General features: G+C 68.5%; 10 protein-coding genes. 6 read left to right on the top strand and 4 right to left on the bottom strand.

All coding sequences use genetic code 11. The features are described from left to right. The first annotated feature begins 46 nt into the window (after nt 1–46). A complete protein-coding gene (locus K2W61_RS09635; RefSeq protein ID WP_175133737.1) occupies nt 47–970 on the top strand; it encodes a LysR family transcriptional regulator in 924 nt (307 codons plus the stop codon). A 19-nt stretch (nt 971–989) separates the two neighbouring features. Here the strand turns inward: K2W61_RS09635 and K2W61_RS09630 are convergent, their stop codons facing one another. From K2W61_RS09630 to K2W61_RS09620, 3 genes are read right to left on the bottom strand one after another with little or no spacing between them, the layout of a single operon-like run. Then, nucleotides 990–1,613 carry a flavin reductase family protein gene (locus K2W61_RS09630; protein WP_175141013.1) on the bottom strand — a complete coding sequence of 208 codons (624 nt, stop codon included), beginning with the start codon at nt 1,611–1,613 and terminating at the stop codon, nt 990–992. A 1-nt stretch (nt 1,614) separates the two neighbouring features. Next, the gene (locus K2W61_RS09625) at nt 1,615–2,385 is read right to left on the bottom strand and encodes a GntR family transcriptional regulator (RefSeq protein WP_175133735.1); all 771 of its coding nucleotides are present in this window, start codon (nt 2,383–2,385) and stop codon (nt 1,615–1,617) included. Nucleotides 2,386–2,422: 37 nt separating this feature from the next. Next, nucleotides 2,423–3,373 carry a polysaccharide deacetylase family protein gene (locus tag K2W61_RS09620; protein WP_175133734.1) on the bottom strand — a complete coding sequence of 317 codons (951 nt, stop codon included), beginning with the start codon at nt 3,371–3,373 and terminating at the stop codon, nt 2,423–2,425. A gap of 196 nt (nt 3,374–3,569) precedes the next feature. On the opposite strand from K2W61_RS09620, the gene K2W61_RS09615 reads away from it, so the two are divergent. The 3 genes from K2W61_RS09615 to K2W61_RS09605 are packed head-to-tail and all read left to right on the top strand — an operon-like array spanning nt 3,570 to nt 8,145. Beyond that, complete coding sequence (locus K2W61_RS09615; RefSeq protein WP_175133733.1) at nt 3,570–4,760, top strand: ABC transporter substrate-binding protein; 1,191 nt, start codon at nt 3,570–3,572, stop codon at nt 4,758–4,760. Between the two features lie 17 nt (nt 4,761–4,777). Further along, entirely contained in the window at nt 4,778–5,656 is an 879-nt protein-coding gene (locus tag K2W61_RS09610) for a branched-chain amino acid ABC transporter permease (RefSeq protein ID WP_175141014.1), read from the top strand. Then, nucleotides 5,656–8,145: a branched-chain amino acid ABC transporter ATP-binding protein/permease gene (locus K2W61_RS09605; RefSeq protein WP_175141015.1), complete on the top strand. Its 2,490-nt coding sequence runs from the start codon at nt 5,656–5,658 to the stop codon at nt 8,143–8,145. Before K2W61_RS09610 ends, K2W61_RS09605 begins: the two co-directional genes overlap by 1 nt. A gap of 43 nt (nt 8,146–8,188) precedes the next feature. On the opposite strand, the gene K2W61_RS09600 is transcribed toward K2W61_RS09605, so the two are convergent. After that, entirely contained in the window at nt 8,189–9,163 is a 975-nt protein-coding gene (locus K2W61_RS09600; RefSeq protein ID WP_236755506.1) for an Lrp/AsnC family transcriptional regulator, read from the bottom strand. Between the two features lie 113 nt (nt 9,164–9,276). Between K2W61_RS09600 and K2W61_RS09595 the strand changes: the two genes are divergently transcribed. Together K2W61_RS09595 and K2W61_RS09590 are read left to right on the top strand one after the other, a co-directional pair. After that, the gene (locus K2W61_RS09595) at nt 9,277–10,581 is read left to right on the top strand and encodes an MFS transporter (protein ID WP_175133729.1); all 1,305 of its coding nucleotides are present in this window, start codon (nt 9,277–9,279) and stop codon (nt 10,579–10,581) included. 84 nt (nt 10,582–10,665) lie between these two features. Next, nucleotides 10,666–12,093, top strand: a complete 1,428-nt coding sequence (locus tag K2W61_RS09590; protein WP_236755505.1) for an amidase — start codon at nt 10,666–10,668, stop codon at nt 12,091–12,093. Nucleotides 12,094–12,142: the final 49 nt, after the last annotated feature.

Raw genomic sequence — 12,142 nt, 5'->3', positions numbered from 1 at the left:
GATGAATAAAATAAATCTTTATTAAATTGAATTTATAAATAGCCCTATGGATGCCCTGTCGGATCTGGCTTTCTTCTCCCTGCTGGTCAAGCACGGCAACCTGTCGGCGGCCGCGCGCGAACTGGGCCTGACGCCACCCGCCGTCAGCACCCGGCTGGCCAAGCTGGAGCAGCGCTTGGGCGTGCGCCTGCTGAACCGCAGCACGCGGCGCGTCAGCGTCACTCAGGAAGGCGAGCTGTACCTGGCCGAGGGCAGCCGCATCCTGGCCGACCTGCAGGCGCTGGAACGCTCGGTGTCCAGCAGCCGCGCCCAGCCGCAAGGGCTGCTGCGCCTGAACGCCACCTTCGGCTTTGGCCGCGCCCACGTGGCGCCTGCCGTCTCCGACTTCGCGCGGCAATACCCCGAAGTCGAGGTGCAACTGCGCCTGACCGACAGGCCGCTGAATCTGATCGAAGAGGGTTTCGATGCCGCGGTGCGTTTCGGCGACCTGCCCGACGCGCGCCTGACCGCCCGCAAGATCGCCTCCAACCGGCGCCTGCTGTGCGCATCACCGCGCTACCTGGAGACCTTTGGCGAGCCGCGCACGCCAGGGGAATTGCAGCGCCATCGCTGCATCGTGGTGCGCGAGAACGACGTGGCCTACGGCACCTGGCGGCTGGAATCCGGCGCCCGCGCGGAAACCGTGAAGGTACGTGGTCCGGTCAGTTCCAATGACGGCCAGAGCGCGCTGGAATGGGCGCTGGACGGCCACGGCATCGTCATGCGTTCGGAGTGGGAAACCGCCGCCCTGTTGCGCGCCGGCCGCTTGCGCCAGGTGCTGCCCGAATGGGCTACACCGCCGGCCGATATCCACGTGCTGTACCCGGAGCGCCTGAACCTGCCCGCCAAGACGCTGGCATTCGTCGACTTCCTGGCGCAGCGCTTCGCCCGCCACCTGCGCACGCCGGGCTCGCCGGCCGCGCCGTGGTGAAACCGCGGCCGGCCGCCATTCAGATCTCGTCGATGGCGGTGCTGGCGGGCGCGTCGCCGATGGCGTAACGGTCGCGGGTGGTGACGTAGAAGCTGGCGCCGAAACGGCCCACCGGGAAATACTCCTGCAGCCGCACGCGCCAGGTGTCGGTATCGATCAGGCCATCGCGCGCGTGCAGCCAGCGCACCTGGCCGATGAAAATCTGACGGCTGGCGGTCTCCAGCGTTTCGAACAGCGTACATTCGAACGCCACCGGCGCCTGTGCGATGCGCGGCGGCGCCACCCGCTGGCTGGGCGCGGCGTCCAGGCCGGCGTGCGCCAGCTCGCTGACATCGGCCGGCAGGCGATCGCCGCAGCGGTGCATTTTTTCGGCCATGGCCTCGTCGGTCAGGTGCACCACGAATTCTCGATCGCGCGCAATGTTGCGCGCCGTGTCCTTCAGGTTGCCGTCGTCCAGGCGATTGATGCTGACCATGACGATGGGCGGGTCCTCGCCCAGCATGTTGAACATGCTGAAGGGCGCGGCGTTGACCACGCCGTTTTCGGACAGGGTGGTGATCAGCGCGATCGGGCGCGGCACGATCAGGCTCGCCATGAGCTTATAGCGCTGATATTCGGTGATTGAATCGAAGTCGATGTCCATGTCAGGCCAGTCCCAGCATCTGGGCAAGGGTTTGGGCGGGCTGCGGGCGCTCCAGGCTGATGCGCCGCTCCAGGTCCGCGAGATGGTTGTCATTGATCCGTACGGCCTCTGCCACCTGCCCGCGTTCCATCAGGTCGACGATCTGCACGTGCTCGCCATGCTCGCAAGCGGCGTTGCCGGGCGGCTCGTACAACGCCACGATCAGCGAACAGCGCGACACCAGCTCGGCCAGGTAGCCATGCAGGATGCCATTGCCGGACAACTCGCCCAGGCGCACGTGGAACGCGCTGGCCTGGCGCGCCCAGGCCGGCTGGCCGGCCCGGTGCAGCAAGGCGTGTTCGTCGCGCAGTTGCTTGCGCAGCGAGGCGTAGTCGGCCTTGGTGGCGCGCGCCGCCGCCAACGGCAACAGCGCCGCCTCCAGGGCCCGCCGCGCCTGAAAGATCTGGCGCGTGTCTTCGGGCGTGGGTTCGGCCACCACCGCGCCGCGATTGTGGTGCAGGTCGACCACGTGCTCGTGCGCCAGCCGTTGCAGGGCCTTGCGCGCGACCGAGCGCGACACCCCGAAGATTTCGCACAGGGCCGCCTCGGGCAGTTTGGTGCCGGGCGTGAGCCGCTGGCTCATGACGCTTTCGTATACCGCTTCGCAGATGCGGCGTTCCATATCGGCATCGGGCGCCGCGTCATCCGCATCGTCGGAAGCGGCAACGGCGATGGCGCGTCGACGCGCGGGGACGGCTTTGGCGCGAGGCGGGGCGGGGCGGCGGGTAGGCATGGCGGAACTCGGTGGCTGCGTGGGGAAAAGACGGCATTCATGGGACCAGCGCCGGCGCCAGGGCATCGACATGGCGGCAAATCTCGCCCGGCGTGGCGAACCAGATCTCGCCACGGTCGCGCGCGGCCGCCAGCGGCGCCAGCGCCCGGCGCAGATGCCGCAAGCGGTAGGGCTGGCCGACGATGTACGGATGCAGCGCAATGCCCATCACCAGGGGCTGGCGCTGCGCCTGCGTCCGCATTTCCTCGAACTGGTCAAGAATCATATCGGCAAAGTCGCGCGCATCCATCTTGCGGCCCACGATCATGGGAATGTCGTTCAGCTCCTGCGGATACGGAATTGCCCACAGATCGCCAGACCGGGTGCGCATGCGCGTGGGTTGGTCATCATGGCACCAGTTCAGCGTATAGCGGTACCCGGTTTCTGCCAGCAGGTCGGGGGTGGCGCGGCTTTCCGAGATCCAGGGCGACAGCCAGCCGGCGGGCGCACCGCCGGCATGGCTGCTGATGCGGTCGCGGCAGTGCTCCAGCAGCGCCCGTTCCTCGGCTTCGGCCATCCCGCCCTGGCGATGCGCATTGCTGTACCCATGGCCGATCAACTCATCGCCGCGCGCCAGACAGGCATCGACCAGCTCGGGGCAATGGTCATACAGCGCGGTATTGATCAAGGCGCCGGCCGGCAGCCCCAGGGCGTCGAACAGCTCCAGGCAACGCCACGCGCCGACCCGGTTGCCGTACTCGCGCCAGGCGTAATTGAGCACGTCGGGATGCGGCGACGCGGGCCCCAGTTCCGCGCCCAGCCCCTCGCCAAAGGCGAAATGCTCAATGTTGAACCCCAGGTAAACCGCCAGGCGCGCGCCGTTCGGCCAGAGGTAGTCCGGCCGGCCGGAGATGGGCCGGTAGGCAAAGCGGTCATGGCCGGCCAGCGGCGCGGGCGACCAGGGCGCGGCACGCCCCGCATTAGTGCTTTGAAGCTGGGATGGATTCATTTTGGTGCAAATCCTGATGCATGATTGTGAACAAAATTCTGGATTTTTGAGAACAAAAGCAAGCTATCAACGTTGACAAACAACCGCATCCCCCCTGCGCCGAGCCCCCCTGGCGGGGGTGGCACGGATCTTGCGTCGGGAACGGCAGCAGCACTTGACCCATGCAAGATCCATTCCACTTTTCCAGGAGTGCCTGATGCGCCCGACCCGCCGTTCCTTCATGCTCCGCGCGACCGCCGCCACCCTCTTCGCGGCCGGCCTGGCCGCGCAACCCGCGCTGGCCGCCGACCCGATCAAGATCGGCCTGATCACCGCCCTCTCGGGCGAGTCGGCGCGCGCCGGCGAGGCGCTGACGCGTGGCATGACCATCGCCATCGACGAAATCAACGCCAAGGGCGGCCTGCTCGGCGGCCGCCAGATCGTGCTGGTGCGCCGCGATGACGAAGGCAACCCGGCCAAGGGCATGGCCGCCGCGCGCGAGCTGATCTACAAGGAAAAGGTGACCGTGCTGTTCGGTGGCCTGGACACGCCGGTATCGATGGCGATCGTGCCCATCGTCAACCAGGAGAAGGTGCCGTTCATGGGCCCCTGGGCCGCGGGCACCGCGATCACCCACAACAAGGGCAACCCCAATTTCGTGTTCCGCGTCTCGGCGATGGATGAGATCGTCGACAGCGCCATGGTGCAGTACGCCCGCAAGACCTTCCAGAGCGCCAAGCCCGGCATGATTCTGGTCAACAACCCCTGGGGCGAATCGAACGAAAAGGGCCTGGCCGCGGCCCTGGCGACCGCCGGGATCGCCCCGGCCGGCGTCGAGAAATTCCAGCCGAACGACCTGGACGTGACGCCGCAACTGAGCCGCCTGAAGGCGGCGGGCGCCGATACGCTGTTCATGGTGGGTAACGTGGGGCCCTCCGCGCAGGTCGTGAAATCGCTGGACCGCATGGGCTGGAAAGTGCCGGTGGTATCGCATTGGGGGCCCGCCGGCGGCCGCTTCACCGAACTGGCCGGTCCCAACGCCAAGAACGTGCATTTCGTACAGACCTACAGTTTCTTCGGCAAGCTCGGCCCGGTGGGCGAGAAAGTGATGCAGGCGCTCAAGACCAAGTATGCCGACATCAAAGGGCCGCAGGACATAACCCCGGCCGTGGGCGTGGCCAACGCCTACGACGGCATGCAACTGGCGGCACTGGCCATTGCGCAGGCCGGCTCGACCGACGGCGACGCGGTACGCCAGGGCTTCTACAAGATCGGCAAGTACGAAGGCCTGATCAAGACCTATGAGCAACCCTTCACGCCGGCTTCGCACGATGCCCTGCGCGAAGACGACTATGTCTGGACCCACTTCGTCGACAACCGCATCCTGCCCGTCAAGGGCGTGCAGTAGCCGGAAGGGAGAGACGCATGCTGTGGATGTCCGCCATCGTCAGCGGCCTGGGCCTGGGTAGCATGTATGGGCTGATGGCCCTGGGCTTCTACCTGACCTATGCCGTGTCGGGCACGGTCAATTTCGCCCAGGGCAGCTCCATGATGCTGGGCGCGGTGCTGACCTATACCTTCGCGCAGACGCTGGGCTGGCCGTTGCTGGCGGCGCTGCCGCCGGCCCTGGCCCTGTGCGCCCTGTATGGCCTGGTGGTCGAGCGGCTGGCGGTGCGCCCCTTTGCCAGCCGCGGTTCGAACGCCTGGCTGATGTCGACCGTGGCGCTGGGCATCGTGCTGGACAACGTGGTGATGTTCACGTTCGGCAAGGAACCCCGCAGCCTGCCCTCGCCCCTGGCGCAGGCGCCGGTGGAGATCGGCGGGCTGGGCCTGGGCATCTATCCGCTGCAGTTGCTGATCCCGCTGGTGGGGTTGGCGCTGGCCGCGGCCCTGCACACCCTGTCGCGTCGTACCCGCTGGGGCGTGGCGCTGCTGGCGGTGGTGCAGAACCCGAACGCGGCGCGCCTGATGGGCATCCCGGTGCGGCGCGCCATCATGGCGGCCTTTGCCGTATCGACCCTGTTCGCGGGCGTGGCCGGCGCACTGGTCGCGCCCCTGTTCAATGTGCAGGCGGACATGGGCACGTTGTTCGGATTGAAGGCTTTCGTGGTCGCCATCCTGGGCGGTATCACCAGCGCCTGGGGCGTAATGCTCGCGGGCCTGCTGTTCGGCGTGGCCGAAGCATTGATCACGGTCGCGCTCGGCTCTGGCTATACCCAGATCATCAGCTTCGCGCTGGTCATCGTCATCCTGGCCATGCGCCCCAATGGATTGTTCGGCCGCGCCGCGGTAAGGAAAGTCTGATGCAGAAGCGAAATGCGGCCTGGCGGCCGGCCCTGGCCGCCTACGCCCTGCTGGCCATCGCCAGCCTGGCCCTGGCGGCCACCGTCAATGGGTACTACGTTTTCGTGTTGGGCAATGTGGCGCTGCTGGCGCTGGCCGGCATCGGCCTGAACGTGCTGCTGGGGCTGACCGGGCAGATGTCTTTCGGCCACGCGGCGTTCTACGCCATCGGCGCGTACACGGTGGCGATCCTGACCGGCCAGGCGGGCTGGAGCTTCTGGCTGGCGTGGCCGGCCGCGGCCCTGGTGGCGGGCGCGTTCGGATTGCTGCTGGCGATTCCGGCGCTGCGGGTCCAGGGGCCTTACCTGGCAATGATCACCATCGCTTTCGGCTTCATCGTGGAGCACGCGCTGATCGAAGGCGGCGATATCAGCGGCGGCCAGAACGGCTTGATGGGCATCGCACAGCCGGCCCTCGGTGCCTTGGGCGGCGATCGCGGCGTGGCGATGCTGGCGATCGTGGCCGTGTTCGCGGCCCTGGGCGGCTATGCGTTGCTGGCGCGCGGCACATGGGGCGCGGCGATGCGCGCGGTCAAGGACAGCGAGACGGCCAGCGAATCCATCGGCATCAGTCCCCTGCTGGTCAAGGCCATGGCGTTCATGGTGTCGGCGGCCGTGGTGGGCCTGGCCGGCGGCCTGTATGCATCGCAGGCCGGCATGATCACGCCGCACAATTTCAATTTCATGCAGTCGATCCTGTTCGTGCTGGCCGTGACGATCGGCGGCGCGGGCTCGTTGGCCGGGCCGCTGCTGGGCGCGGTGGTGGTCGGCCTGCTGCCGGAACTGCTGTCGAGCCTGGAGGAATACCGCCTGCTGTTCTTCGGCGCCTTCCTGCTGGTGGTGTTGTGGGCGGCGCCCGATGGCGCCGCCGGCCTGCTGGCGCGCTGGCAGCGGCGCCGCATGACGCCAAGGCTGGCGCCGCGCCAGGGCGCGCTGGCGGCCTCGGGCCGGACTCGCCGCGCCCTGCGCGCCGATGCGCTGACAATGACTTTCGGCGGCGTGCGCGCGGTACAGGGCGTGTCCTTCCAGGTCGCGCCCGGCGCCATTACCGCGCTGATCGGTCCCAATGGCGCGGGCAAATCCACCGTCATCAACATGCTCAGCGGCTATTACCAGCCGACGGACGGCCGGGTTGCATTGGGGACCGTGCCCCTGGCGCGCCTGCCCGCTTACCGCGTGGCGCGCGCGGGCATCGCGCGCACCTACCAGACCTCGCAATTGTTCGACACGCTGAGCGTGGAGGACAACGTCGCCCTCGGCCTATTGCGCGGCCGGCTGGGCGGCCTGCTGGCCGCGCGGCGTTATCTGTCGCCCGACGCCCGCGAACGGGCCCGCGCGCTGCTGGCCTTCTGCGGTTATGAAGGCGCACTGGACGCGCCCGCCGCCGATCTGGCGCACGTCGACCGGCGCCTGGTGGAAATCGCCCGCGCGCTGGCCACTGATGCCGACATCCTGCTGATGGACGAACCCGCGGCCGGCCTGTCGCGCGAAGACAAGACACGGCTGGCGGCCCTGCTGCGACGCATCGCCGACGCCGGCGCCGGGATACTGCTGGTGGAACACGACATGGCGTTGGTGATGGGGGTCTCCGACCACATCGTGGCCATCGACGCGGGACGCGAGCTGGCCCAGGGCGGTCCCGGCGACATCCAGCAATCCGACGCGGTGCGACAGGCCTATCTGGGCGACGACGCGGCCCGGCATACGCCAGCGGCGCGTGCGCGCCCGGCCACCACGGGTCTCACGCCGGAAGTGCTGGGCGTAGGCAACCTGACCACCGGCTACGGCGCCAATCCGGTATTGCATGGCATCGACCTGCAAGTCCGCCAGGGCGAAATGGTGGCGCTGCTGGGCGCCAACGGCGCCGGCAAATCGACGTTGATGCGCACGCTGGCCGGCCTGCATCGCCCGGCGCAAGGCGGCATGCACCTGCAGGGACAGGAATTGCAGGGTTTGAGCGCCGACCGCATCGTGGCGCGCGGCCTGGTACTGGTGCCCGAGGGGCGCCAGGTATTCGCGGATTTGAGCGTGCTGGACAACATCCGGTTGGGCGCTTTCCTGCATCCGGCCGACCGCGAAGCGCGCGTGCAGGAAATGCTGGCGCGCTTTCCACGCCTGCGCGAACGGCTGCACCAGCGCGCCGGCCTGCTGTCCGGGGGTGAACAGCAGATGCTGGCGATCGCCCGCGGACTGATGTCCAAACCAGTGATCCTGCTGCTGGACGAGCCATCGCTGGGGCTGGCGCCGAAGATCATCGACGAACTGTTCGAGGCGCTGGATCAACTGCGGGCCGAATCCATGACGATCCTGCTGGTGGACCAGATGGCGGCGCTGGCCCTGTCGCTGGCCGACCGCGCTTACGTGCTGGAATCCGGCCGCGTGGCGGCGCAGGGCGCGGCGCGCGAGATCGCCGCGGACGGCGCGTTGGCGCGGGCCTATCTGGGCGCCTAGGGGCCGGCTGCAAGGCGCCCGGCACGCCCCCGCGGCCGGCCGATCAGGCCGCCTCGGCGCCCAGCCGCGCGCCGGCGCGCACGATGCCGCAACGCTTGTAGGCGCGCATCACCACCCCCACTTCGCAGGCCAGCACGCCATCGAGCTCGCCCAGCCTGCGCGTGACCACATCCCACAAATGCAGGCTGTCGCGGCACAGGACGTGCCAGAACAATTGGGAGGCGCCACTGGTGCCGAACAGGCAGCGCGTGTTCGGATCCAGCGCCAGATGGGCCGCCAGGGCGTCGACCGCCTGCGGCCGCACCTGCACCGAAATCACCGCCTCGACGGGAAATCCCACCAGGGCCGGCTCGACCTCCACGCGAAAACTCAGTGCGCGCCGCTCCACCAGATGCTGCAACAGGCGATGGGCGGTGGGCTCGCTGACCTCGGCCTGCGCGGCCAATTCGGCCAGGCTGGCGCGCCCGTCGCGCATCAAGTGGGCAACGATGCGTTGTTCGGGGTCGGTCAACGCCACGGGCGCCTGCGGCGGGGCGGGTTCCGGCGCGACGGGCGTGCTGCCATCGGGCTGGATACGCCATTGACCGGCGCGGCGAAAAGGCCGCAGCACCAGCCGTGCCTCCACCTGCTCGACCCCATCGATCGAAGGCAGCACCCGCGTCACCACGTCGGGCATGTCGGCCGCATCCGCCAGAGTCAGTTCGGCCATCAGATCGGCCCTGCCCGCCAGGGTCACCACCAGCTGCGCGATGCCGAGCTGCGCCAGCGCCTCGGCCGCCTCGGCCACCCGGCCCGAGCGACAGCGCACCCAGGCGTGCAGCACCACACCGCGCCCGGTCGCGAGCGGATCGGCCTCGGCGATGACGCGCAGGGCGTCGGCGTCCATCAATCGCTTGATGCGCCGGGCCACGGTGCGCTCGGCGATGCCGGTGGCCGCACCCAGCTCGCGCCAGGAGGCGCGCGGGTCGGCCTGCAGTGCCATCAGGCAGGCCAGATCGGTGTCATCGAGCGACGGCATTAGGGACTTACCCTTACTTGACGTGACTATATTCATTAATCTAACGTTCGCGCATTGATAAAAAAACAAAATTTTCTGGTTTATTTGACCAAAAAATAAATCCCGAGGCCCTTATGAGTACCCCTTCCGCAACCCTGCGCGCCGCGCAGGGGGCAAACGCCGCGCCCGTATCGCGCGCCCGCACGATTCTGGCCGGTAGTGTAGGCAATGCGGTGGAATGGTTCGATTGGACCATCTACGCGTCGTTCGCCATCTTCTTCTCCCGCCAGTTCTTCCCCGAAGGCAACGAGACCGCCGCCCTGCTGGCCACCTTCGGCATTTTCGCCGTCGGCTTCTTCATGCGCCCGGTGGGCGGCTGGGTGCTGGGCATTTTTTCCGACCGCTATGGCCGCAAGGCGGCGCTGGGCCTGACCATCCTGATGATGGCCGGCGGCTCGCTGATCATCGCGGTCACGCCGACCTATGCCACCATCGGACTGGCCGCCCCCCTGCTGCTGACCGCCGCGCGTTTGCTGCAAGGCCTGTCCCTGGGGGGTGAGTATGCCTCGGCCACGACTTTCCTGGCGGAAATGGCGCCGCCCAACAAACGCGGCTTCTATTCCAGCTTCGTCTTTTTCAGCGCCGCCGTGGGCATCCTGGCCGCCTCGGCCGTGGGCTGGCTGCTGACCTCGGTCCTGACCAAGGCCGAGATGGCCGCCTGGGGCTGGCGCATTCCGTTCTTCCTGGGCGCGCTGGGCGGTCTGGCCGGCATGTGGATCCGCCGCTCGGTGCCCGAAACCGAGGCGTTCTCGCACGCCAAGAAGGCCGGCGTCGAAAAGCAGCCGCTGCGCACCCTGCTGCGCGAGCATCCGCGTGAAGTGCTGCGTATCGTCGGCTTCTCCATCCTGACCACATTCGCGTTCTACATCTTCGTGGCCTACGTGCCCACCTACGCCATCCGCCAGGTCAAGGCCGATCCGCAAGTGGCGTTCGCCGCCAACACCGTGGCGCTGATCGTGTTCATGCTGGTGCAACCCCTGTTCGGCCTGCTGTCCGACCGCATCGGCCGCAAGCCGCAACTGATCTTCTTCGCCGCCGGCTACCTGCTGTTCTTCTATCCGCTGATGACCACGCTGGGCCCGTCGTTCGGCTCGATCCTGGCCGTGGAACTGTTCGGCCTGGTGCTGTACGCCATGTACACGTCGATCGCGCCGGCCATCATGTCGGAGCAATTCCCCACCAGCGTGCGCGCCGTGGGCATCGGCACGCCCTACAACCTGGTTGTGGCGCTGCTGGGCGGCACCACGCCATACCTGCTGACCTGGCTGCAAAGCAAGGGCATGGAGCGTTGGTTCTTCTACTACGTACTGGCGGGCGCTGTCATCACGCTGATCACCTTCATCCGCATGCCGGAGACCCGGGGCCAATCGCTCAAGTAGCACGCACCCCAGGCTTCCACGCCCCCTAACATTGCTTTCCGGCTCCCCCAAGGGGCCGGAGAGCTTTTCCTTTTCATGAGCGCCATGCCCGATCAAGACACCGCCCTGCATTTCCGAGAAGCCCGCGAACTCGCCCGCGCCATCCGCGCCGGCGCGCTGAATTCACGCCAGGTCACGCTCCACTTTCTGGACCGCATCGCGCGCGCGCCGGCCCTGGCCGCGTACAGCGAAGTCACCGCCGAGCGCGCGCTGGCCCAGGCCGAGGCCGCAGACCGCCTGCTGGCCGCCGGCATCTCGCTGGGCCCATTGCACGGCGTACCGATAGCGGTGAAAGACAGCGTGCAATGGGCCGGCACCACCGCCAGCGGCGGCTCGCTGGCCCGGCGCGGCATCGTCAGCGAACAGAGCGCCGCCGCCGCTCGCGGCCTGGCCGCGCAGGGCATGGTGATCCTGGGCAAGACCCGCATGACCGAATTCGCCTTCGGCCTGTCGGGCCAGAATCCCACCCAGGGCACGGCCCGCAATCCCTGGGACGCGGCCACCGCGCGCGCGCCCGGCGGTTCGTCCAGCGGCGCCGGCGTCGCGGTGGCGGCGGGCCTGGCGCCCCTGGCGCTGGGCGGCGACACGGGCGGTTCGGTGCGCGCGCCCGCCGCGCTGAACGGCGTGGTGGGCTACAAACCGTCATCGGGTGTCATCAGCCGAGCCGGCTGTCTGCCGCTGTCGGACACGCTGGATGTACTTGGCCCTATTGCCCGCAGCGTGGCCGACGCCCGCCTGCTGACGCAATTGCTGGCTGGCCCCGACATTGACGACGGCGCCACGCTGGCCTTGCCCGCGGCCAGCATCGCCGCCCTGCGCCGGCCGGCCGCGCGCCGTGGCGGCGCCATCGCCATACTGACGCCGCAGGCGTGGCCGACCGCGCTGGCCGACGCAGGCCTGCGCATCTGGCTCGAAGCGCAGGAACGGCTGGCTCAGGCCAGCATCCCCTCCAAGACCTGGCACCCGCCGGCATCGCTGTCGTTCGCGCGCATGGCGGACGACAACTCGCTGGTGCTGGCCTACGAGGCCTATCGCTACTTCGGCGCGCTGGCCGAAGACCCGGCCCAGCCGCTGTGGGAAGTGGTGCGCGGCCGCATCGCCGCCGGCGGCCGTATCGCGCGGGCCGACTACGAGGCCGCGCTGCAACGGCGCCAGGACGACATGGCGACGTTCGCCGCCGCCATGCAGGGTTTCGACGCCCTGCTGATGCCGGCCTGCGACCAGGCCGCCCAGGCGCTGGACGCCGCCGACGTCCGCCACGCCGGCCTGGGCAAACTGTTGCGCCCCGCCAACTTCCTGGGCGCGGCCGCGATCGCCTTGCCGGCCGGCTGCGACGCGCAAGGCATGCCGATGGCGGTGCAGTTGCTGGCCCCGGCCGGCAGCGACGCGGCCCTGCTGGACCACGCCGCGATGTTGGAGCCAGTGCTGGCGCCAGTGGCACGCACCCCCGATCTGTCGGCCTGGGGCCTTTGACCACAACCGCTGCGCCCATGAAAAAACCCCCGAAGGTTGGATCGAGGCC

Origin of the sequence: Achromobacter pulmonis, from assembly GCF_021733725.1 — a bacterium.
GTDB lineage: Bacteria > Pseudomonadota > Gammaproteobacteria > Burkholderiales > Burkholderiaceae_B > Achromobacter > Achromobacter pulmonis.
Note: the sequence above shows the minus strand (reverse complement) of the source record. Positions and strands in the feature narration are given on the sequence as shown.

Bases quoted from the DNA above. Each gene is read 5' to 3' on its own strand.
- K2W61_RS09635 (WP_175133737.1), top strand. From the start codon at position 47: ATGGATGCCCTGTCGGATCTGGCTTTCTTCTCCCTGCTGGTCAAGCAC.
- K2W61_RS09630 (WP_175141013.1), bottom strand. From the start codon at position 1,613: ATGGACATCGACTTCGATTCAATCACCGAATATCAGCGCTATAAGCTC.
- K2W61_RS09625 (WP_175133735.1), bottom strand. From the start codon at position 2,385: ATGCCTACCCGCCGCCCCGCCCCGCCTCGCGCCAAAGCCGTCCCCGCG.
- K2W61_RS09620 (WP_175133734.1), bottom strand. From the start codon at position 3,373: ATGAATCCATCCCAGCTTCAAAGCACTAATGCGGGGCGTGCCGCGCCC.
- K2W61_RS09615 (WP_175133733.1), top strand. From the start codon at position 3,570: ATGCGCCCGACCCGCCGTTCCTTCATGCTCCGCGCGACCGCCGCCACC.
- K2W61_RS09610 (WP_175141014.1), top strand. From the start codon at position 4,778: ATGCTGTGGATGTCCGCCATCGTCAGCGGCCTGGGCCTGGGTAGCATG.
- K2W61_RS09605 (WP_175141015.1), top strand. From the start codon at position 5,656: ATGCAGAAGCGAAATGCGGCCTGGCGGCCGGCCCTGGCCGCCTACGCC.
- K2W61_RS09600 (WP_236755506.1), bottom strand. From the start codon at position 9,163: ATGCCGTCGCTCGATGACACCGATCTGGCCTGCCTGATGGCACTGCAG.
- K2W61_RS09595 (WP_175133729.1), top strand. From the start codon at position 9,277: ATGAGTACCCCTTCCGCAACCCTGCGCGCCGCGCAGGGGGCAAACGCC.
- K2W61_RS09590 (WP_236755505.1), top strand. From the start codon at position 10,666: ATGCCCGATCAAGACACCGCCCTGCATTTCCGAGAAGCCCGCGAACTC.